We start from the raw sequence: 22,757 nt of genomic DNA on the forward strand, positions 1-22,757 counted from the left end.
ATCAGATTTCCAACAGTTCTTTCCCCGGCCCGGACGGGGTTCGAACGGTCGAGGCCTCCAGCGGATGTCCGATTGCGATGGCGCCCATGGGTTGCCAATCCGCCTGCAGACCCAGCTCCGTCCGAACGACGTCGCCGGCAAAGATGGTGGACCCCACCCAGCAGCTCCCGAGCCCACGAGCGGCGAGTGATACCAGTAGGCCTTGCACCGCAGCGCCGACCGCCACGGTGAACATTGTTTGCTCTGCGCGCGTGCGGCGTTCGTCGGAATACGCGTGAGCTCCGTCGGGAACACAGAACGGTATGACGATCTCCGGGGCGTCGAACAAAATGTTGCCGCGGGAGGTGCGTCGGTCGATTCGTTCGTCCGACCAACCGTCGGCGCGCAAATCCGTTCGCCATTGTTCCTTCATCCGCGACAACAGGTGAGCGCGCAGCGCGGGCGTTCTCACCCAGACGAACCTGACCGGATGTGTGTGGTGCGGTGCGGGTGCGGTCAACGCGTCCGCCACGGCAGCGCGGATGTCGTCGGGGTCCACGGCGTCGTCGGTGAACGCGCGGACCGATCGCCGAAGCAGGACAGCTTCGCGTCTACCACGAGCGATGGATTCCTCGGTGCCGAGCCAGAACAGGTCGTCCTCGCCAGGGCGAACCAGATCCCTTGCGCGCGAGCCGTTGTCGACGGGGGTCAAGCCTCGTACGACAGCCACCGGGACCGACCCAAGTTTTCCTTTCACCAGATCTCCCGCGGCAGCGATCTCGTCGGCGATCGCGACCTCGGTGACGACCAATTCGTTGCCCTGCGAATCTTCGGCGCCCGCATATCCGTGCACCACCGCAAGGCCCGCACTACCGATCGCGGCGTCGGTTTGACCGATACGCCACGCGCGACCCATCGTGTCGGTGACGATTATGCCGACAGTCACCCCGAGCGCTTCGGCAAGAGCGGTCCGAAGTGCCGAGGCACTCGCGTCCGGATCTTCGGGTAGAAGCGCGAGTTCGGCCCCGTCGACATTCGACCCGTCGATACCGGAGGCCGCCTGCACTATTCCGAGGTTGTTCTCGGTGATGAGCGTGCGTCCCTTCCGTGCAACGACGCGCACCGCCTCCCGGTCCACCAGGATTCGTCGGGCCGCGTCACGTTCCTCCGGATCGAGCGGAGCGGAGACGAGCCTGCCCTCGACTTTGGAGAAGACCTTGCTCGTCACGACCAGGATGTCGTTCTCACGTATCCACGGTGCGCATCGAGCGATCGACGCCGCGAGATCGTCGCCCGGACGGAACTCGGGAAGATCCCGCACCGGGATGATTTCGATGCTGCCTCCGGGTGCGTGGTCTTGGGGCCGCGCATCGATCACAGTGTCAACCCAGCGGATCTCAGGGCCACCACTGCCATTTCGGCGGTCGTAGCCGGATCGGTCATCAACAGGGGAACGCTGAGCACCTCGACACCGGGAACGGTGGCGGTGTCGGTCGAATGAACGAGCCACGCATCGAGGATTCCTGTGTCCGAACGGGCACCGTAATAGTTCCCGACGGCTTCCGCCGAGGTCTCGACTCCAATGACGGAGAGGCACTCGTCCGCCATGCCGCGTAGAGGCTTGCCGTCCACCACGGGGGACAGGCCGACCACCTTGGCGGGAGTCGTCCGCAGCGCGCTGCGGATTCCGGGGACGGCGAGTATCGCCCCGACGCTCACCACCGGGTTGGAGGGAGCGAGAATGACGGCGTCTGCCTCTGCAATCGCGTCGAGAACACCGGGGGCGGGAGCCGCTTGTTCGGCACCGACGTTCGCGAAACTGTGGGTGGGGATCTGTGCGCGGTATCGAACCCACCACTCCTGGAAGTGGATTGCTCGTTGCGATTCTCCGGTCGGGTCCTCCGGGTCGGTGACGACGACGTGGGTTTCACTTCGGTCGTCGGTGACCGGCAGTAGACGCACTCCAGGCTGCCATCTGTTGCACAGGGCTTCGGTCACCGCGGACAACGGGTAGCCGGTGCGAAGCATCCGGCTACGAATGAGGTGAGTGGCGATGTCACGGTCACCGAGTCCGAACCAATCCGGGTCGGCTCCATAGGCCGCGAGTTCGTCTCGCGCATGCCAGGTCTCCGCAATCCGGCCCCACCCACGTTCGGTGTCGATTCCGTCTCCGAGTGTGTACATGCAGGTGTCGAGATCGGGGCAGATGCGCAGACCGTGCATCCACACGTCGTCGCCGACATTGACCACTGCGGTGATGTCGTCGTCGTCACCCAGTAGTGTTTTGAGGCCCTGTAGGAATCGTGCTCCGCCTACTCCGCCGACCAAGACAGTCACTTTCACAGTGACAAAGCCTATGCCGTGTACAGAATCGGCGGATGGTCGACTGCCCGTCGTCGCGTTCTGGGGTGGCGTGTGCCGGACTGAAGGGCTCGACACGTGACGGCGCGGACCCCGCGAAAGCACGTGCGCGTGCGATCCGGAGAATGAGTGCGGTGACCGCGTTCGTGGTCGGTGCTCATCAAGTTCGCTGCCCGTTTGAGCAGTGTTTTCTCGGCGCGACACGCTCAAGACGGGCGTGATTCCGGGGAGGGTGCTGATTTCGGTCGGCAGATGGTATTGGAATATTGCGTACCAGCTTGACCGCAACACAGTCCGGCGTGTCTAATCACATGTATGTCATTCCAAGGTCTTCGAGCGAGTTCACTTGGAGCCAACCTTGATTCGAACATGCGTTCCCATGCGGCGCCTTCTCATGTAGACGTGTTGTAAAGGTCGAGGATTCGGGTATGACAACGAATGTGGATGAGACTACGAATACCGGCGCGGGGCAAGGTGTTCGGAACCGACCGGATATTACTGCGCTATTGAAATGGTGAGGAGGCGGAAGCGATGTATGACCAGCACGTGACACGTGAACAACAGGGCGAGGCCCTGTCTCACCTCAGCGCAGTCAGCGACGCGCCGCAGACCGATTCCGAAGCGGGCGCCGCACGTGGCGACTGCGAGAACAGATTCGAGCACAACAACTTTGCCGACGTAGCGGGCGATGAGAAGATCGCTCCAACCGAACATGTGCCGGTCGACGCTGGTGCGGCCTATGTCGGCGTCGCTTCGGTTGGGGTGGTGACCGAATTGGGCCCCGCTGCAATCGTTTCGAGCGTTGCCGATCTCGATGACCCACGTGGTGAAGAGAATTCGGACTACCGGGACGACGAGGAATCGGACGACGAGGACTCCAATGTCGTCGCGCCGATTCGCGCGGCCCAGCCGATGCTGTCGATCGTCGGATTCGATCGGATGTTCGAGGAGATCGAGGATCAGTGGCAGGAACGTGCATTGTGTGCACAGACCGATCCCGAAGCCTTCTTCCCTGAAAAGGGCGGTTCCACTCGCGAGGCCAAGCGAATCTGCCTTGGATGCGACGTAAAGGACGAATGCCTCGAGTACGCACTCGCCAAAGACGAGCGCTTCGGTATTTGGGGCGGGCTGTCCGAGCGTGAACGTCGCCGGCTCAAGCGCGGAATCGTCTGACGATCCACAGCTGGCACTTTCCGACCCGCTGAGGCGCACCGGCGAAGCGCAGCTGCGTCGGGATTCATTCCCTTGGGGGATTCATTCCTTTTTAGGTTTCATCCCTTTCAGGTTTCGTCATCGAGTGCGGGATCGACGACGTCGGGATCCACACCGAGGTACGTCGCGACCTGCTCGACAAGTACTTCGTAGAGAAGATCCTCCAGGTCCTCCCGGTGCTTTGCGCGCCGTTCCAGTGGTTTTCTGAACAGCACGATCCGAGCGCGTGTCGCATCGCCGCGTTTGTCGATACCTGCTGGTACAAGTCGGGACAAGGGGACGGGGCCCTCGGCGACCACTTCCGGTGGCCACTCGACGGACTCCGGGTCGATGGCCCGAATCTTGGGAACTTCGTCGACTGCGATGTCGAGGCGCTCCAATTTTTGGTGCCACTGATGGCCTATCCGAGCGAACGCTTCCAGCACGGCCCGATCGAATTTGTCTGCGCGCGATCGGTGCCCTGGAACGTTGTTGGGTAGCAGGGGGCCACGAATTCCGCGGCCGCGCCGCGCGGCAGATCGAGAGGTGATTCTGCGTCCGGATGCGCTTGGAGCCATGTGCTGAGGCTAACGGTGAGCGCTGGAGCTGTGTCGAGAGGATCGCGGTTGTAGCGGGTGTCCAAGGCTGACGCTGAACGGTCGCGGTGTGTCGGGGGGCTCGCAGTCGCGCTAGGGGGTTAGTCTCTTGGACGTGAGATCTCTGCGTGGATGCTGCAGGCCTGGCTGCAACCGATCGGCCGTTGCAACGCTCACGTATGTCTACTCGGATTCCACGGCAGTGGTCGGTCCGCTTGCCACTGTCGATGAGCCGCATTCCTGGGATCTGTGCGACGTGCATGCAACAACCACGACGGCTCCCAAGGGGTGGGAGCTCGTCCGCTACGAGGGCGGGTTCACCACCACGTCGCCCGACGAAGATGATCTGACGGCACTGGCCGAGGCCGTGCGCGAGGCCGGGCGCGGCGAGCGTTCGCGGACCGAGGACGCGGGCTCGGGGGAGCGCTACGAGGGGCGACGCCGATCCGAGGTCCCAACCGACCGTAGGACCTCCACGCCGACACGAACCGGTCGCCGAGGCCATTTGCGTGTCCTACCCGATCCCACGTCCTGATTCGACGGGCGTACCTGATCCTACGTTCGAATCGATGTCGTTCGAGCGCCTGAAGCGTGCATCATTTCTGTCACATCTACCGTTCCCCGCCACGCTGTCAACAGCTATTTGTGACACATTCGTAGTCGAGATGATGTGTTCGAACGAGCCGTCGTCATCAAGCGGAACCGTCTGTTTCAATTTTGTCGATAACCGCGCCCGATCCACCGAAAACCCTGAGGAGTTGTTCGTGGCACGAACTGCCGAGTCCGTCAATGCAGTCATCAAGGCCTATGACGTGCGTGGGGTGGTGGGTGAACAGATCGATGCCCAGTTCGTCCGTGACGTCGGTGCATCTTTTGCCCGCCTGGTCCGTGACGGTGCGGTGACCCGGGTCGTCATCGGACACGACATGCGTGCGTCGTCGCCCGAGTTGTCCAGAGCGTTCGCTGACGGAGTCACGTCGCAGGGCCTCGATGTCGTCCACATCGGGCTTGCTTCGACGGATCAGCTGTACTTCGCCTCGGGATTCCTCGAGAGCCCAGGAGCGATGTTCACGGCCAGCCACAATCCGGCGAAGTACAACGGCATCAAACTGTGCCGCGCGGGTGCGAAGCCGGTTGGTCAGGACACCGGTCTCGACACCATCAAAGATGAACTCGTAGCAGGCGTGCCAGGTTACGACGGTGCGGTCGGTTCGGTCAGCGAGCGGGATGTATTGAACGAGTACGCGACGTTCGTCCGTGACCTTGTCGACTTGTCGAAGGTGTCCGGGGTGAAGATCGCGGTCGATGCCGGAAACGGCATGGGTGGGCACACGGTCCCTGCGGTGTTCGACTCTCTTCCCGTCACCATCGAGCCGCTGTACTTCGAGCTCGACGGAACATTCCCCAACCACGAAGCCAATCCGCTGGATCCCGCAAACCTCGTGGACCTCCAGAAGTTCGTTCTCGAGACCGGGGCCGACATAGGTCTCGCGTTCGACGGCGATGCGGATCGTTGCTTCGTGGTCGACGAACTCGGAAACCCGGTGTCGCCGTCTGCGGTCACCGGCCTCGTGGCCGAACGTGAACTGGCCAAGGAGCCTGGGGCCACTGTCATTCACAACTTGATCACCTCGCGCGCGGTGCCCGAGTTGGTCACCGAGCTCGGTGGAACGCCCGTCCGAACACGAGTCGGTCACTCGTTCATCAAGCAGCAGATGGCCGATACCGGCGCAATCTTCGGCGGTGAGCACTCAGCGCACTACTACTTCCGCGATTTCTGGGGTGCGGACTCCGGGATGCTGGCTGCTTTGCATGTCCTCGCCGCCCTCGGCTCGCAAGATCAGCCGTTGTCCGAGCTCATGAAGGCTTACGAGTCCTACTCGGCGTCCGGCGAGATCAATTCGACCGTCGCCGATGCTGCCGAGAGGACCGCAGCGGTGCTCGATGCTTTTTCGGACCGGACGGTGACGGTAGATCGACTCGACGGTGTGACCATCGACCTTGAGGACGGCGCCTGGTTCAACCTCCGAGCGTCCAACACCGAACCACTTCTGCGACTGAACGTCGAGGCGCGTACCCGGGACGAGGTCGATGCACTCACCTCGGAGATACTCGGCGTGGTTCGGGCTCAACTGGAATAGTGGGCGCAATATCGGGTATGCGGGCAACGTCGAGTTGTGAGTGAAGGATCGAGTGCGAAGGGCGGTGTCGGCGCATGGCTGCATTGTCGGCTCTTCTCGATCTCGATGACACAGATGCTCTCATCGCGGCTGATTCGGAAGGGGCGCTGCGTAGCGCAGCACTCGCGGGCGCACAGATGCGTGCGACTGCGACGGCGTTCGATGACGGCGTCGGAGACAGGTTGCGTGACATGCGGCCGCGAAGCGTGGTGTTCGTCGCCGGTGAGGGCCGCGCTGGGCGTGCGGCGTCGTTGGTGATCGCCGCGATCGGGTCGCAGATCGGTGTTCCGCTCGTTCATACTCCGAGGACGCCGCCGTGGGTGGGCCCACTCGATGTCGTCGTTGTCTCCGGCGACGACGCGGGAGATCCGAGACTCGCCGAATCCGTCGCCGCCGCGGTGCGACGTGGCTCGGAAACGGTCCTCGTCACTCCTGACGAAGGGCCTTTGCGCTCCGCTGCGTCGGGTCGAGCTGTGTTCCTGCCTCCCCGGATTGCCGTAAGAGAACACAATTCGTTGATGCGCTATCTCACGGCGGGCATTTGTGTGCTGGACGCGGTGGCGCTGGACAACTACCGGTCGTTGCTACCGAACCTGGAGGGTCTCGCCGACCGTCTCGACCACGAATCCGCGCGAAATCATCCCGCGAACGAGGTCTTCCACAATCCGGCCAAAACGCTCGCATCGCGCATTGCGGGCAGCCGAATCGTGTTGACGGGCACCGAACCTGTGTCCGTCGAGATCGCTCGACACGGAAGCGAGATATTGCTGCGCGCGGCGGGTATCGTCGCGGCTTCGGGAGAACTCGCCGACGTCATAGCGGCTGTCGTTCACGCGGGCCGAGCCACCGCGTCGACGCACGTCGACTATGACCCTTTTTTCCACGATGAGCAGGTCGACGGGCCCCGGCCGGAGGCAGGCATCCGCGTGCTTGTCGCAGCGACACCGATGCGTGCCGCCGATGCCGAGCGCCGCACTGCTGCACTCGACGACGCAGTCGTGCTCACGGTGAGGGCGGACGATCTGCTCGTAACACCGCAGGGTGTGCCCGAGATACCGCAGTCGAGCGCCGCAGGCGACCTCGAATCGATGACATTGCTGGCGACGCGGTTGGAGATGGCCGCCGCGTATCTACATCTGATGGGCGGTAAATAGTGCAACCACTGCACGGTGCAGTCAGGTCGTACGCGTGGGGGTCTCGGACCGCACTTGCTCGGCTGCAGGGCCGGTCGGTGCCCTCGGAGCATCCCGAGGCCGAAATCTGGCTCGGCGCCCATCCGGGTGATCCAGCGAAGCTCGGTTCGGAATCGAGCGGGCGTTCTCTGCTCGCGGCGATCGACGCCGACCCCAGCGGGCAACTCGGGTCGCGGACCGCCGAAGACTTCGGTGAGCGCCTTCCATTTCTGCTGAAACTACTTGCTGCCGACGAGCCCTTGTCGCTGCAGGCTCACCCAAGCTCGGTGCAAGCTGCAGAGGGTTTCGCCAAGGAAGATGCAGCGCGTGTGCCGATCGACTCGTCCGTTCGCAATTACAAGGACGCCTCGCACAAGCCAGAGCTGATAGTGGCGCTCACCGAGTTCCATGCGCTCGCGGGATTCCGGTGTCCCAGGAAGACAGTCGAGTTCATCGACGCGTTGGGTGTGGACGCGTTGTCCGGCTACCGATCGCTACTGGCCGATCAGCCCGACGAAGCAGGGCTGAGAACGGTCTTCACGTCGTGGATCACGTTGCCAGGCCCGGCAATGGATGCTCTGCTGCCGATCGTGGCCGACGGCTGCGTTCGATACCTCTCGACATTGGCTCACTCCGACGGCGGAGAGTTCGTGGCCGAGGCCCGAACGCTGCTCGAGTTGGGGGAGTCCTACCCGGGAGATGCCGGCGTTCTCGCGGCACTGCTGCTCAATCGTGTGACGCTGGCTCCAGGTCAGGGTCTTTATCTCGATGCGGGCAACCTGCACGCGTACCTGTCGGGCATGGGTGTCGAAATTATGGCCAACTCCGACAACGTGTTGCGTGGTGGGCTCACGCCGAAGCACGTCGACGTCCCAGAACTGCTGCGAGTGCTCGATTTCGAACCAGCCGAGGTTCGCATCCTCGACCCGCAGCCGGTCTCGCCGGCGATGCCGGTCCGCTACGACACCCCCGCGCCCGAATTCGCGTTGACGCGGTCGCTGTTGCCGAGCGGCACTTCGGTCGAGTTGGACGGCGAGGGACCACAGATTCTGCTGTGCACCAGCGGTCGTGTTGCACTCGACGACAAGGAGAGCACGCTCGTCCTCGAACAGGGTGCTGCAGCGTGGGTCTCGGCGTCCGACGCTGCAGTGACCGTGACCGCGGACTGGGGCGACGCCGAAGTGTTCCGGGCGACAGTAGGTCGGACCGAGTTCCGATAGTTGTGTGTTGCGTCGAACGGCACAGCGTTCGGCGAACCGACCATGAGTGACGCGTATCGCACTTAGGGTGTTACCAAAGGGGTCCGAGTGACTTCGCAGGCGCGATCCGCCTACGGCGAAGTTGCTCGGACAAACTATGTCGACAGGGTGAAAAGATGGAACAAGAGCGCGCGCCGAAGACCCCTCGTAAGACGGGGATCTTCAGAACAAAATCGGTCGAACAATCGATGCGTGACACGGATGAGCCGGATACCAAACTGCGCAAGGAACTCACATCGTGGGACTTGACGGTGTTCGGTGTGGCAGTGGTTATCGGAGCAGGAATCTTCACGTTGACCGCGCGCACCGCGGGCAACGTTGCGGGTCCCTCGGTATCGCTGGCTTTCGTCCTGGCGGCAGTGTCCTGCGGCTTGGCTGCTCTCTGCTACGCCGAGTTCGCATCGACAGTTCCGGTGGCAGGCAGCGCCTACACGTTCTCTTACGCGACGTTCGGTGAGTTCATTGCCTGGATCATCGGCTGGGACCTCATTCTGGAATTTGCTTTGGCGTCTTCCGTGGTCGCAAAGGGCTGGTCTTTGTATCTAGGAGAGGTTCTCGGATCGGTGTCGCCTACGGTGTCGATCGGTCCACTGGATTTGGACTGGGGTGCGCTTGTCATTGTTCTGATCATCACGGCACTCTTGGCATCGGGGACGAAATTGTCGTCCCGGGTGTCGTTGATCATCACCGCGATCAAAGTGGCCGTGGTTCTTCTTGTCGTCATTGTCGGTGCGTTCTACATCAAGGCCGAGAACTACTCGCCGTACATCCCGCCCTCCGCCCAAGGTGAGACGGCCGACGGAATTCACCAATCGCTGTTTGCGTTCGTGACGGGTGCAGGCGGAAGCACCTTCGGGTGGTACGGCCTGCTGGCTGCTGCGAGCTTGGTGTTCTTCGCGTTCATCGGCTTCGACGTCGTCGCTACCACGGCCGAGGAAGCCAAGGAACCGCAGAAAGCGTTGCCGCGAGGCATTCTCGGTTCTTTGGTGATCGTGACCATTCTTTACGTAGCGGTCACCTTGGTATTGACAGGAATGGTGAAGTACACCGAGCTTGCAGGCGACAGTTCGACATTGGCCACCGCATTCGAACTGAACGGCCTGACGTGGGCCAAGAACATCATCTCGTTCGGCGCCCTTGCCGGTCTCACGACGGTAGTCATGGTCTTGATGCTCGGTCAGACGCGCGTACTGTTCGCGATGTCGCGTGACGGGCTCATGCCGCGTGGTCTCGCTCATACGGGCAAGCGCGGAACCCCAGTCCGAATTACTCTGATCGTCGGGTTCGTCGTTGCGATTCTCGCGGCGTTCTTCCCGATCGGAACACTCGAAGAAATGGTCAACATCGGGACGCTGTTCGCGTTCGTCCTCGTCTCGATCGGCGTGGTCGTTTTGCGCCGAACTCGTCCCGACCTCGAGCGTGGGTTCAAGGTTCCGTTGATGCCGTGGATTCCGATCCTCGCCGTCATTGCCTGCTTGTGGCTGATGGTCAATCTATCGGTGGAGACCTGGCTCAGGTTCCTGGTCTGGATGGCGCTCGGAGTTGTCGTGTATTTCGCCTACAGCAGACGAAATGCCGACAAGACGATGCTTGAACGTGAGCGAGCGCGTTCCGCTGATCAATAGGATCCGTCCAGGAGGACTGGTCGTATCAACTGTTACCACTGCAGTGACTGTTGTCCGCTAAGTATTCGGGCCGACTCCCCGATGCCGACTGGATGCCTCGACCTCAATGCGACGAACCGGACACCGATGGTGGCCCGAGCCGGCCGGGGAGCGCGGCGCGGAAGGTAGCGCGAACAGAACCAGCGTCGACCCGATAGCCTGGAGCAGGAATTCAACGCAAGAGGAGAGGGAAGATGACGACCTCAGTATCGCCGGACTCGGCATCAAAGGACAGTTCTTCGGCGCTTGTCGCCGACAGCCGGGGTGGAATCGACTTCAAGGTCGCAGACCTGTCGCTCGCAGAGTTCGGCCGCAAAGAGATTCGCCTCGCCGAGCACGAGATGCCCGGCCTGATCGCTCTTCGTCGCGAATACGCGGAGGTTCTACCCCTTAAGGGCGCCCGCGTGTCCGGGTCGCTGCACATGACCATTCAGACTGCGGTTCTCATCGAAACGCTCGTCGCGCTCGGCGCCGAGGTGCGATGGGCATCGTGCAACATCTTCTCCACCCAGGACCACGCAGCCGCAGCGGTAGTCGTTGGTCCGCACGGCACCGAAGAAGAGCCCAAGGGCGTGCCGGTATTCGCCTGGAAGGGCGAAAGCCTCGAAGAATACTGGTGGGCCGCCGAGCAGATGCTCACGTGGCCCGGCGCTCCCGCGAACATGATTCTCGACGACGGTGGCGACGCCACGATGCTCGTTCTGCGCGGTGCGCAGTTCGAGAAGGCAGGCGTCGTGCCGCCGACCGACGACGATCACGACTCCGACGAGTACAAGGTGTTCCTCGGACTGCTGCGTCGTTCGCTCGAAGCATCGAAGACGAAATGGACCGAGGTTGCAGGGTCGGTGAAGGGTGTCACCGAGGAGACCACCACCGGTGTCCTGCGGCTGTACCAGTTCGCTGCCGCCGGTGAACTCGTGTTCCCGGCGATCAACGTGAATGATTCGGTCACCAAAAGCAAGTTCGACAACAAGTACGGCACCCGTCACTCGCTGATCGACGGGATCAACCGCGGCACCGACGTTCTCATCGGCGGCAAGGCCGTTCTCGTCTGTGGATACGGCGACGTCGGTAAGGGCTGCGCCGAGGCACTCAAGGGGCAGGGTGCACGCGTCACCGTCACCGAGGCGGACCCGATCAACGCCCTCCAGGCACTGATGGACGGCTTCGATGTCCGCACTGTCGAGGAGTACATCGAGAAGGCCGACATCGTCATCACCTCGACGGGCAACCTCGGCATCATCACCTTCGACCACATGAAGCGGATGAAGCACCAGGCAATCCTCGGCAACATCGGCCACTTCGACAACGAGATCGACATGGCAGGTCTCGAGAAGGCCAAGGGCGTCACGCGGATCAATATCAAGCCACAGGTCGACGAGTTCCAGTTCCCCGATGGTCACTCGATCATCGTCCTGTCCGAAGGGCGGTTGCTGAACCTCGGTAACGCGACCGGTCACCCTTCGTTCGTGATGAGCAACAGCTTCTCCAACCAGGTCATCGCGCAGATCGAGCTGTGGACCAAGCCCGACGAGTACGACAACGAGGTGTACCGCCTCCCGAAGCACCTGGACGAGAAGGTCGCGAAGATTCACGTCGAGGCACTCGGTGGCACCATCACCAAGCTCACCAAGGAACAGGCCGAGTACATCGGCGTCGACGTCGACGGACCGTACAAGCCAGAGCACTACCGGTACTGATCGAGCCGAAACGCACTTAGTTCCATGGGCACACTGGTTGTGATCGAGGGAGTCGACGGCGCGGGCAAGAACACGCTCGCCCGTCGGCTCGTTTCGTCATGGGAACGCGATGATCTGGACGTCGTTCGTATCGGATTTCCGCGCTATGAGGTTTCGGTGCACGCGGACCTTGCGGCCGAGGCACTGCGCGGCGACCACGGAGATACGGCATCGAGCGTCCATGCGATGGCTTTGCTGTTTGCGTTGGATCGCAGGGACGCGGCAGTCGAGCTTCGAGAGCTGTTGTCCCGCAACCACATCGTTCTTCTCGATCGATATGTTGCATCGAACGCCGCGTATACCGCGGCGAGGCTGGAACAGTCGGCGGACGGCGAGGCGGTCGAATGGATTCGATCGCTGGAGTTCGACCGTTTCGGGGTTCCCGTACCCGATGTACAAATTCTGCTCGATGTGTCCGTCGAGCTCGCGGCTCAGCGCGCTGCATCCCGAGAAAGCGAGGACGCATCGCGCGTGCGGGATGTGTACGAGCGAGACGGGTCACTACAATCTCGTACCTCGGCGGTATACGGGGAACTGGCCGCGTTGGACTGGGCATCGCCGTGGCGAGTCGTCGGTGCCGACGTCGATCCCGATCGACTCGCCGCCGACGTGTTCAATCAGCCATGTGGCGGCATGAAAGTGACAACATAGGACCATGAAGCCTCGGATTCTTGTAGTCGACGACGATTCGGCCTTGGCCGAAATGCTCACCATCGTCCTTCGCGGCGAGGGTTTCGAACCGTTCGTGGTCGGAGACGGCACGCTGGCGTTGGCTGCGGTTCGCGAGAACCGGCCCGATCTGGTCCTGCTCGATCTGATGCTTCCCGGCATGAACGGCATCGATGTGTGCCGTGTGCTGCGCGCCGATTCCGGCGTTCCGATCGTGATGCTGACCGCGAAGACGGACACCGTCGACGTAGTGCTCGGCCTCGAATCGGGTGCCGACGACTACATCATGAAGCCGTTCAAGCCCAAGGAACTTGTTGCCCGTGTTCGCGCACGGCTGCGCCGCACCGAGGACGAGCCGGCTGAATTGCTGTCGATCGCGGACATCGTCATCGACGTACCCGCGCACAAGGTGAGCCGCGGAGACGAGCTCGTATCGCTCACCCCGCTGGAGTTCGATCTACTGGTGGCACTTGCTCGCAAGCCTCGACAGGTATTCACGCGTGAGGTGCTGCTCGAGCAGGTGTGGGGTTACCGCCATGCCGCCGACACGCGCCTGGTCAACGTGCACGTACAGCGACTGCGCGCGAAGGTCGAGAAGGATCCGGAGAATCCCGAGGTCGTGTTGACCGTGAGAGGGGTCGGCTACAAGGCCGGACCACCGTGATCTGGGGTACTCCGTCACGGCGCAGAATCAACGGAACGTTCTCGCCGCTCCTGCGCTGGTTCAGAACGCTCGGTACATCGATCGGCCATGCCTGGCGTCGGTCGTTGCAACTCAGAGTCGTCGTGTCGACTCTGACTTTGTCGTTGGTGGTCATCACGATCCTCGGGGCCGTTCTCACCGGCCAGATCACCGATCGGTTACTGGAAGCGAAAATCACCGCGGCAACCGAGGAACTCGAACGCTCGCGCACCACCGTCGAAGGCGCGCTTGCCGGTGCCGAGGACTCGACGGGTGTGAGCGCGAGGTTGGAACGAGCGCGTGCTCAGCTGACGAATCGCGATGTCGATTCGGGCCAGACGTCGGGCTCGGCCGGTACGTTCGATCCGGTGTTGATCGTCAGGGGTGACGGCGTTCGAGAGGACGCGTCGCTCGGCCCGGCAGAACAGATCCCGCAGAGCCTGCGCAACTTTGTGCAGAAGGGTCTCATCAGCTGGCAGTACGCGACGGTGAATGACAAAGAGCAAGGCGGCTATTCGGGCCCCGCGATCATCTTCGGCACACCGACGGCGTCGGACATCGCTGACCTCGAGCTGTACCTGGTGTTCCCACTCGGAAGCGAAGAGCGCACCCTCTCGTTGGTTCGAGGAACACTGCTTATTGGCGCGGTTGTCCTGCTCGTGCTGCTGGCGGCGATCTCCATGCTGGTGGCTCGACAGGTGGTGCTTCCGATCCGGTCTGCCTCCCGCATCGCGGTGCGATTCGCCGACGGCCGATTGAAGGAGCGGATGCCGGTGCGCGGGGAGGACGACATGGCCCGTCTGGCGATGTCGTTCAACGAGATGGCCGAGAGCCTGTCCAAACAGATCACCCAACTCGAGGAGTTCGGCAGCCTCCAGCGGCGATTCACCTCCGACGTCAGCCACGAACTTCGAACGCCTCTCACCACCGTCCGTATGGCCGCAGACCTGATTCACGACGGCAGCGCCAACCTCGATCCCGCGTTGAAGCGGTCCTCGGAGTTGTTGGTGAACGAACTCGACAGATTCGAGACGCTCCTCGGCGACCTGTTGGAGATCAGCCGGCACGACGCCGGTGTCGCCGAGCTCGCGGCCGAACAGCTCGATCTGCGGATGTGTGCTCGCGCCGCGGTGTCCACCGTGCGCCACCTTGCACGCGACTCGGGAACCGAGGTCGTGGTCGACATGCCAGAGCACGCAGTTATCGCGGAGGTCGATCCGCGCCGGGTCGAACGTATCCTGCGGAATCTTCTTGCGAACGCGCTCGACCACGGCGAAGGCCGTCCGGTACTTCTTCGGCTGCGAGCCAATGCCGATGCAGCCGCGTTCGTGGTCCGCGATCAGGGGATTGGACTGCGGCCGGGTGAGGAGAAACTTGTGTTCAATCGCTTCTGGCGCTCGGATCCGTCACGGGTGCGCAGATCCGGTGGCACCGGACTCGGATTGGCAATCAGTGTGGAGGACGCACGTCTGCACGAGGGCAAGCTCGAGGCGTGGGGAGCAGTGGGCGAAGGTGCCTGCTTCCGCCTGACGCTTCCGTTGATTCGCGGGCACAAGGTTATCGGGAGCCCACTTCCGCTCAAGCCGAGCACGAGGCGTTACACCCAGGGGCAACCGTTGCCATCCGCGCAGTCGGGGCAGGTTCTGCCCACTGCAGGTCCGGCACGCGAGCTCGATACTGAGAAGTCGGACGGTCAGCAGTCCGTCTCGGCAGGCGCATCGTCGTCCATTGCAGTCGAGCCGGAACACGACGACACGGCGGAGAACCAGTGACCGGCCGGGACGTGAAGTGGACGGTCGCGCTCGCTGTCATCGCTGTCGTGACGCTCGTGGCCGGGTGTGCGAGCCTTCCTGAATCATCGAGTCCCCAGGCAATCGGATCGCTCACAGCGGGCGCTGCGTCCACCACCCCTCCGCAGCCTTCCCCAGGCCGCGAGCCGGACCGGCTGGTTCGCGACTTCGTGACCGCAAGCTCGAGTTCCGCGAACCGGCATCAAGCAGCAAGACAATTCCTCACGAGCTCTGCGTCGAGCAACTGGGACGACAGCGCGAAAACTGTGATCGCGGACAAGATCGATCTGCTGTCCGGTCCTCGGACAGACGACGAAGCCGAGTTCACATTGCGATCCAATACCGTCGGCCTGCTCGCACCCGGAGGCGATTACCAGGCGGGCGCAGGCACCGTCGACTCGACGATCAAGATGACGAAGGTCGACGGGGAGTGGAGAATCGACGAACTTCCGCCGGGCGTCATCCTCGACCGATCTCAATTCTTCGCCGCCTACCAACGCCAATCGCTGTTCTTCGTCGATCCATTGGGCGCGGCGCTGGTACCAGATGTGCGGTGGGTCAGTGGATCTACAGACCAGCTGGCCAATCAGCTCGTGCAGTTGCTGATCGACGGCCCGAAATCAACGCTTGCGCCTGCAGTGTCCAACGAACTGGGAACCGACATCGGAATCCGCGGTCCCATCACCAGGGCCGACGGCTCGACAAGCCAGGGCGGAAGTCGCGCGGGCGGCGTCAGAATCGATTTCGGTGGTCTGCAATCGGTCGACTCGATGAGCCGCGTGCTCCTCGCCGCGCAGGTGGTGTGGACGCTTGCCTCTGCTGACGTCGCCGGACCCTACGTTCTACTCGCCGACGGACAACCACTGGACAACAGTAAACCCGACGGCTGGACGACGGCTGATGTGGAATCTCTCGATCCTGAAGCGTCCTCCGACTCCGATGTCGGATTGCATGCTTTGGTCTCGGGCCAGTTGGTGTCGGTCGACGACGTCGGCACGACGCCGGTGCCCGGCTACTTCGGTAGCGTCCAGAACCTCCGGTCTGTTGCGTTGTCCACCGACGGCACGCTCGTCGCAGGTGTGGCCGATACCGGCAGGCCCGCGCCCGAACCGTCGTCGACCCTCATGATCGGTGGCTCGGACAGCGGTGCGTTCCCTGTCGCGGAAGGTCAATCGATCACCAGACCTACGTGGGGCGTGGACAACAACGCCGCCTGGGCGGTCATCGACGGGACGAATGTGATTCGGGCTGCTCGTGATCCAGCGAACGGTCAGGTGTCTGTTCTTCCGGTGGATGCTGGAGCCATCACCGCGCTCGGCGCGCGAATTACCGATCTCCGACTTTCTCGTGACGGGGTCCGAGCGGCGATGATCGTCGACGGCCTTGTCTACGTGGCAACCGTGGTGCGCCAGGCCAACGGGCTGTATTCGCTGCTCTCGCCGAAAGCTGTGGCAAACGGGCTCGGCAGCGATGCCCTCGCCCTCGACTGGAGTACCGGCGACACAGTCGTAGTCGTACGAATAGCAACCGATGTCCCAGTGGTTCAGGTGACGACAGACGGCTCCCGTTTGGACGCTTTGCCCAGTCGAAACCTGACGGCCCCGGTGCTGTCGGTCGATGCGTCCCCGACAACCGAATATGTCGCAGACTCTCGAGCTGTTTTCCAGCTCAACAACAGTGATCCAGCAGGCGATCGGTATTGGCGTGAAGTGGCAGGCCTCGCCGGAGTGAAAGCAACGCCGATCCTGCCCGGCTGACCTTCGATGATCGCTGACCTTCGATATCGGTTGCTAGCGGCCTTTCGTGTCGGACTCCTCGGTGATACTGCGCGGATGACTTCTGATGCGAGTGCCGGCTTGTTGGCATCGTTGGTGGACCTCGTACTACCGCGTGAGTGCGGCGGGTGCGAGCGGACCGGAAGTCTGTGGTGCGGCCAGTGCGACGCCGCGCTGAGAGTTCCGCCGATTTCCTTGCGCCCCCGCGTGGATCCGGGAGTGCCCTGCTGGGCACTCGGCCCTTACTCGGGTCCTCGGCGCTCGGCGGTTCTCGCCTTGAAGGAGCGCAATCGGCGCGACCTTGCTCGGCCACTCGGGAGTGCCGTCGCCGCTGCAGTGAATCATCTGCGGGTCTTCGGTCACATCGACCCTCCCGAGTTGGGGGAGCTCATGATGATTCCTGCACCCACCCGTGCGCGTGCTGCGCGGGCGCGCGGAGGAGACCCGGTGGAACGTTTCGCGGTCGCCGCAGCAGCGGCTCTGGACCCCGAGCGCGTCACCGTCTCCAGCGTGTTGCGGATGCGGCGAGGTGTACGCGATTCGGTGGGACTTTCGGCACCGGATCGGGCGGCGAACGTCGCGGGACGAATCGCAATCGGTGCACCGGGACGGGCTCGCTCCAACAACGAACTTCGCCGTCGCTTCGGGACACTCGACCGGTCTATCCTGCTCATCGACGATGTGTTGACCACCGGCGCCACAGCACACGAATCCGTCTGTGTTCTAAAGGATTCGGGGATTGACGTCGACGGCGTTCTGGTGATCGCCGCGGTGTGAAACCTGTTGGCCGGATCGATATCCGCGTGGCCAATTTTCGATGAACGGTGGCACACGAGCAGATGACCGACTAACGTCGCGGACACGCCTTTCGTACGGGCGAGGCGACTTCTTTTGCGGAGGTGATGCGGCTGCACGTGATGCCGAATGGTTCCCCACTCGGCATGAGCACTTGCCGCGTCGCACCGGCGGCGCGACCGATTTCGGGAGGTACGCGTGACGACCCCTTCACAAGCTTCGGTTTTCTTCGACGAGAAGCCTTCTGACGAGTCCACCAAGACCCATGCCGACGTTGTGGTCAAAGGCCGCAACGTCGAGATCCCAGACCACTTCCGGATATACGTGTCCGAGAAACTCGCCAGGCTCGAACGCTTCGATCCATCCATCCACTTGTTCGACGTCGAGCTGCAGCACGAGCGCAATCGCAGACAGGCCAAGGCGTGCCAGCGCGTGGAAATCACAGCCAAGGGCAAAGGGCCGGTGGTTCGTGCAGAGGCCTGTGCCGACAGTTTTTATGCCGCTCTCGAATCGGTGACGTCCAAGTTGGAGAACCGGTTGCGCCGGACCAAAGATCGTCGCAAGGTCCACTACGGCGAAAAGACCCCCGTCTCCGTGGCCGAGGCCACGGCGGTACTGGCGGAGGACGACAGCCTCGCGCTCGACCCCGATGTCAAACTCGACTCGTTCGAGGACGAACCAACGGGGCCCGGTCAGATTGTGCGCACCAAGATTCACTCGGCCGCGCCGATGAGTGTGGACGACGCGCTGTACGAGATGGAACTCGTCGGTCACGATTTCTTCCTCTTTCACGACAGCGCGACCGACCGTCCCTCGGTCGTGTATCGCAGACACGCATTCGACTACGGGTTGATCAGGCTCACCTGACCAAAGTTCCGCTACCGTAGGCAGGCCCGACTCGGGATGAAAACCCCAGGTCGGGCCTGCTGCGGTGTGGTGGGTTTACGGCGCACTGCGCAGCAACGCCTACCATGGACGCGTCGGGTTCACTCCTGACGCCGCAGACGGCGTCCGGAGAGCTGATCACCGAGAGTTCGATGCCCTGTGTATTACCGATTTCCGTAACCGAGGATCGAGGACGAGAAAGCCCGTGCCTTCGCTGTCGTTTTCCAAGCTGCTCCGTGTTGGTGAAGGTCGCATGGTCAAGCGACTCAAGAACATCGCTGACCATGTGTCCACTCTCTCCCCGGACGTCGAGGGCCTGTCCGACGACGCATTGCGGGCCAAAACCGCAGAGTTCAAAGGACGGTACGTCGCAGGAGAATCGCTTGACGAACTGCTGCCGGAGGCCTTCGCGGTAGCGCGTGAGGCCTCGTGGCGCGTGCTGTCACAGCGCCACTTCGACGTCCAGGTCATGGGCGGTGCCGCGCTGCACTTCGGCAACATCGCCGAGATGAAGACCGGCGAAGGAAAGACCCTCACCTGTGTGCTCCCCGCCTATTTGAACGCGCTGGCGGGCGAGGGCGTGCACGTCGTCACCGTCAACGACTACTTGGCCAAGCGTGACTCGGAGTGGATGGGTCGCGTTCACAGATTCCTCGGACTCGACGTGGACGTGATTCTGTCCGGTATGACACCGGCCGAACGTCGCGCCGCGTATGCAGCGGACATCACCTACGGAACCAACAACGAGTTCGGTTTCGATTACCTCCGCGACAACATGACGCACTCGCTCGATGATCTGGTGCAGCGCGGTCACAACTTTGCTGTAGTCGACGAGGTCGACTCGATCCTCATCGACGAGGCTCGCACGCCGCTCATCATTTCCGGACCCGCTGACGCGTCGTCGAAGTGGTACGGAGAGTTCGCGCGCATCGTTCCGATGATGAAGCCGGAAACTCACTACGAGGTGGACATCCGTAAGCGCACCATCGGCGTGCACGAGGCCGGCGTCGAATTGGTCGAGGACCAGCTCGGCATCGACAATCTCTACGAGGCTGCCAACTCCCCGTTGGTCAACTACCTCAACAACGCCATCAAGGCGAAAGAGCTGTATGCCAAGGACAAGGACTACATCGTCCGAGACGGCGAAGTCATCATCGTCGACGAGTTCACGGGCCGAATTCTGGTGGGACGCCGCTACAACGAAGGCATGCACCAGGCCATCGAGGCCAAAGAAAAAGTCGAGATCAAGGCCGAGAATCAAACTCTGGCAACCATTACGCTGCAGAATTACTTCCGCCTCTACGAGAAGCTGTCGGGCATGACCGGTACCGCGCAGACCGAGGCAGCGGAATTGCACCAGATCTACGGACTGGGTGTAATCCCCATCCCGACCAACCGGCCCATGGTTCGTGTCGACAACGGCGACCTCATTTACAAGACCGAGGAAGCAAAGTTCGATGCCGTGGTAGCCGACGTCGTCGAGCGGCATGGAAAGGGCCAGCCGGTTCTGATCGGCACCACCAGTGTCGAGCGGTCGGAATACTTGTCGAAGCAGTTCACCAAGCGCGGGGTGGTCCACAGCGTTCTCAACGCCAAGTTCCACGAGCAGGAGGCGACCATCGTCGCCGAGGCCGGCCGTCAGGGCGCGGTCACCGTTGCAACGAACATGGCGGGTCGCGGTACCGACGTCGTCCTCGGTGGCAACCCGGACATCATCACCGACGTGCAGCTGCGCAAGCAGGGCCTCGATCCGGTCGAGACCCCCGACGAGTACCAGGCGGCATGGGATTCGGCCCTCGAGACCGTGAAGGCTCAGGTCAAAGAAGACGCCGACATTGTTCGTGAGGCCGGTGGCCTCTATGTTCTGGGTACAGAGCGACACGATTCACGTCGCATCGACAACCAGCTTCGCGGACGCTCCGGCCGTCAGGGCGACCCGGGCGAGTCGCGTTTCTATCTTTCGCTCGGTGACGAATTGATGCGTCGGTTCAACGGCGGAGCGCTGGAATCGATCATGACGCGTCTGAACCTGCCGGACGACGTCCCCATCGAGGCCAAGATGGTGTCCAAGGCCATCAAGAGTGCGCAGACTCAGGTCGAGCAGCAGAACTTCGAGATTCGCAAGAACGTTCTCAAGTACGACGAGGTGATGAATCAGCAGCGCACCGTCATCTATGAAGAGCGTCGTCGGATCCTCGAAGGCGCGGACATGGAGGGTCAGGTAGAGGGGATGATCACCGATGTGATCACCGCCTACGTCAACGGTGCTACTGCCGAAGGCTACGTCGAGGACTGGGATCTCGAGCAGTTGTGGACTGCCATGAAGACGCTCTACCCAGTAGGTCTCGATCATCACGAGCTTTCCCACGAGAACGAATTGGGAGAGAAGAGCGACCTCAGCCGCGAAGAACTGCTCGAAGCCCTCCTCTCGGACGCGCGCACCGCATACAACGCGCGCGAGAAGAGCATCGAGGAAATCGCGGGCGACAACGGAATGCGCGAGCTCGAGCGTCGTGTGCTGCTCTCGGTACTCGACAGGAAATGGCGCGAGCACCTTTACGAGATGGACTACCTGAAGGAAGGAATCGGTTTGCGTGCAATGGCGCAGCGCGATCCCCTGGTGGAATATCAGCGCGAGGGGTACGACATGTTCCGCGGCATGCTCGAGGGTCTGAAGGAAGAGTCCGTCGGGTTCCTGTTCAATCTTCAGGTCGAAGCGACACCCGCTCCTACCGGGCCCGCCGTCGCCGGCGGCCTCGCGGTAGCACCCGGACTCGCCTCGCCGGTGGGTACCGGTGTTTCTCAGGGCGCTGCTCCCAAGGCCACGGCTTCGGCACCGAAGCAGCGTCCTGCGGAGGAGACCCCAGTGCCGCCCGTCGCCGCGCCGGTCCCGAGCGCGCTCCGTGCCAAGGGCCTCGATGAGAAGCAGGGCGAACGGCTGACGTTCTCCGGCCCCGACGAAGACGGAGGCACCGCGGTGCGCCGCTCCAGTGGGGCCTCGAACGGCAGCGATTCGAACGGCAGCGATTCGAAGGGCAGCGATTCGAACGGCAGCGATGGTGGCGAGCAGGGGACGCGACGCGAGCGCCGAGAGGCTGCGCGCACGCAGTCCAAGCCGGCCAAGAGTGCGCGCTCGAAGAAGAAGCGCTAGAAGAGCACTTGCTGTGGGGCAGATCGCTTCGGGCCGGGGGGTCACCCGACTCGAAGCGACGTCACAGTCCACCCTGACCGCCGCTTACCGGACCGGTATCGAAGGCAGGCCGCTACCGCGAACACACGGGGCCCTCGTCGGTACGTTCCGAAGACTTCGACGGAGTTGGTCGATGCGCGGGCGATGTGAACCCTGCGCAGGGACGCCACTCCGAGTCGAAGCCCTGGTGTGGGCGTCCTGACGATCGTTTTGACCGATTCGACCACCGCCGGCGCGAACAACGTGCCCATCTGCTCCGCGGGCCGCCTGCGGTCGAGCACTTCCAGCAAGAGCCGCAGTGCCTGTTCCGCGCTGCGCCTGGCGTCTTCCGGCACAGTTGCGTCAGCGAAGAACCCGGTGGCGAGTTCGGGAACAGTCTTGTGCGCGTGCACGGGGAGACTCCGGGGAAACGGCCTGCGGCGGTCTGCGCCTGATCGGTTTCGGGGGTGTCCACTGGCGACACGATTGTCACAGAGACCCGGCTGCGAAGTGCACCCGATTTCGGTAGGCGGTTCGAACGATCGTGCGCGCCCGAGAAATGTGTGATGGCTGGTTTCGTCGGCTCGGTCCACGATGCCCCCTCTCGTTCCATGTTGCGTGTACCTGTCGGTGTGTGTCGGGGCCTATCCGCGTAGTCGGTGTCTTCGGACAACCGAATGCCTTTTCGGGTGTGCACGCGGGAGGAGCCTCTATATGGTTCAGACGAAACGGTCGGGCTTCCGGTTCCAGTGACATGTTTGCCGGTCCACTTGCTGGTCGCCCGAGAAGATCAACAAGAGATGGCTGTAGCCTGTGGCTTCATCCGTTTGGTGGTCGGGGCTCGACATTCG

18 protein-coding genes are annotated in these 22,757 nt (G+C 62.5%); 14 read left to right on the plus strand and 4 right to left on the minus strand.

Annotated features, from left to right (window positions below; all coding sequences use genetic code 11):
* Position 1: 1 nt before the first annotated feature.
* Together QMK17_RS17710 and cofD are read right to left on the minus strand one after the other, a co-directional pair.
* Complete coding sequence (locus tag QMK17_RS17710; protein WP_283510602.1) at positions 2–1,357, minus strand: coenzyme F420-0:L-glutamate ligase; 1,356 nt, start codon at positions 1,355–1,357, stop codon at positions 2–4.
* On the minus strand, positions 1,354–2,322 hold the full coding sequence (gene cofD, locus QMK17_RS17715; protein WP_283510603.1) for a 2-phospho-L-lactate transferase: 969 nt from the start codon (positions 2,320–2,322) through the stop codon (positions 1,354–1,356). Before cofD ends, QMK17_RS17710 begins: the two co-directional genes overlap by 4 nt.
* Before the next feature lie 930 nt (positions 2,323–3,252).
* Between cofD and QMK17_RS17720 the strand changes: the two genes are divergently transcribed.
* Positions 3,253–3,513, plus strand: a complete 261-nt coding sequence (locus QMK17_RS17720) for a WhiB family transcriptional regulator (RefSeq protein WP_283510672.1) — start codon at positions 3,253–3,255, stop codon at positions 3,511–3,513.
* A 107-nt stretch (positions 3,514–3,620) separates the two neighbouring features.
* Here the strand turns inward: QMK17_RS17720 and QMK17_RS17725 are convergent, their stop codons facing one another.
* A complete protein-coding gene (locus QMK17_RS17725) occupies positions 3,621–4,109 on the minus strand; it encodes a metallopeptidase family protein (protein WP_283510604.1) in 489 nt (162 codons plus the stop codon).
* Between the two features lie 133 nt (positions 4,110–4,242).
* Here QMK17_RS17725 and QMK17_RS17730 point away from each other — a divergent pair, with 133 nt between their 5' ends.
* From QMK17_RS17730 to secA, 13 genes are all read left to right on the plus strand, one after another.
* Positions 4,243–4,662 (plus strand): DUF3499 domain-containing protein, encoded by a 420-nt coding sequence (locus tag QMK17_RS17730; RefSeq protein ID WP_283510605.1) that lies wholly within the window; start codon positions 4,243–4,245, stop codon positions 4,660–4,662.
* A 229-nt stretch (positions 4,663–4,891) separates the two neighbouring features.
* The gene (locus tag QMK17_RS17735) at positions 4,892–6,268 is read left to right on the plus strand and encodes a phosphomannomutase/phosphoglucomutase (RefSeq protein ID WP_283510606.1); all 1,377 of its coding nucleotides are present in this window, start codon (positions 4,892–4,894) and stop codon (positions 6,266–6,268) included.
* A 74-nt stretch (positions 6,269–6,342) separates the two neighbouring features.
* Complete coding sequence (locus tag QMK17_RS17740; protein ID WP_283510607.1) at positions 6,343–7,461, plus strand: tobH protein; 1,119 nt, start codon at positions 6,343–6,345, stop codon at positions 7,459–7,461.
* The gene (gene manA, locus QMK17_RS17745) at positions 7,461–8,699 is read left to right on the plus strand and encodes a mannose-6-phosphate isomerase, class I (protein ID WP_283510608.1); all 1,239 of its coding nucleotides are present in this window, start codon (positions 7,461–7,463) and stop codon (positions 8,697–8,699) included. Before QMK17_RS17740 ends, manA begins: the two co-directional genes overlap by 1 nt.
* Before the next feature lie 155 nt (positions 8,700–8,854).
* Positions 8,855–10,363, plus strand: a complete 1,509-nt coding sequence (locus QMK17_RS17750) for an amino acid permease (protein WP_283510609.1) — start codon at positions 8,855–8,857, stop codon at positions 10,361–10,363.
* Between the two features lie 233 nt (positions 10,364–10,596).
* On the plus strand, positions 10,597–12,102 hold the full coding sequence (gene ahcY / locus QMK17_RS17755) for an adenosylhomocysteinase (RefSeq protein ID WP_283510610.1): 1,506 nt from the start codon (positions 10,597–10,599) through the stop codon (positions 12,100–12,102).
* A gap of 24 nt (positions 12,103–12,126) precedes the next feature.
* Positions 12,127–12,792, plus strand: coding sequence for a dTMP kinase (locus QMK17_RS17760; RefSeq protein ID WP_283510611.1), 666 nt, complete (start codon positions 12,127–12,129; stop codon positions 12,790–12,792).
* Positions 12,793–12,796: 4 nt separating this feature from the next.
* The gene (gene mtrA / locus QMK17_RS17765; RefSeq protein ID WP_283510612.1) at positions 12,797–13,474 is read left to right on the plus strand and encodes an MtrAB system response regulator MtrA; all 678 of its coding nucleotides are present in this window, start codon (positions 12,797–12,799) and stop codon (positions 13,472–13,474) included.
* Complete coding sequence (gene mtrB, locus QMK17_RS17770) at positions 13,471–15,264, plus strand: MtrAB system histidine kinase MtrB (protein ID WP_283510613.1); 1,794 nt, start codon at positions 13,471–13,473, stop codon at positions 15,262–15,264. The genes mtrA and mtrB overlap by 4 nt, the downstream gene beginning before the upstream one ends.
* A complete protein-coding gene (gene lpqB / locus QMK17_RS17775; RefSeq protein ID WP_283510614.1) occupies positions 15,261–17,039 on the plus strand; it encodes an MtrAB system accessory lipoprotein LpqB in 1,779 nt (592 codons plus the stop codon). The genes mtrB and lpqB overlap by 4 nt, the downstream gene beginning before the upstream one ends.
* Positions 17,040–17,114: 75 nt before the next feature.
* Positions 17,115–17,834 carry a ComF family protein gene (locus QMK17_RS17780; RefSeq protein ID WP_283510615.1) on the plus strand — a complete coding sequence of 240 codons (720 nt, stop codon included), beginning with the start codon at positions 17,115–17,117 and terminating at the stop codon, positions 17,832–17,834.
* 216 nt (positions 17,835–18,050) lie between these two features.
* Positions 18,051–18,719, plus strand: coding sequence for a ribosome hibernation-promoting factor, HPF/YfiA family (hpf, locus tag QMK17_RS17785; RefSeq protein WP_283510616.1), 669 nt, complete (start codon positions 18,051–18,053; stop codon positions 18,717–18,719).
* Between the two features lie 271 nt (positions 18,720–18,990).
* Positions 18,991–21,888, plus strand: coding sequence for a preprotein translocase subunit SecA (gene secA / locus QMK17_RS17790; RefSeq protein WP_442972790.1), 2,898 nt, complete (start codon positions 18,991–18,993; stop codon positions 21,886–21,888).
* 41 nt (positions 21,889–21,929) lie between these two features.
* On the opposite strand, the gene QMK17_RS17795 is transcribed toward secA, so the two are convergent.
* The gene (locus QMK17_RS17795; protein ID WP_283510618.1) at positions 21,930–22,319 is read right to left on the minus strand and encodes an Rv3235 family protein; all 390 of its coding nucleotides are present in this window, start codon (positions 22,317–22,319) and stop codon (positions 21,930–21,932) included.
* Positions 22,320–22,757 lie beyond the last annotated feature (438 nt).

Source organism: Rhodococcus sp. G-MC3 (assembly GCF_030063335.1).
Lineage (GTDB): Bacteria > Actinomycetota > Actinomycetes > Mycobacteriales > Mycobacteriaceae > Rhodococcoides.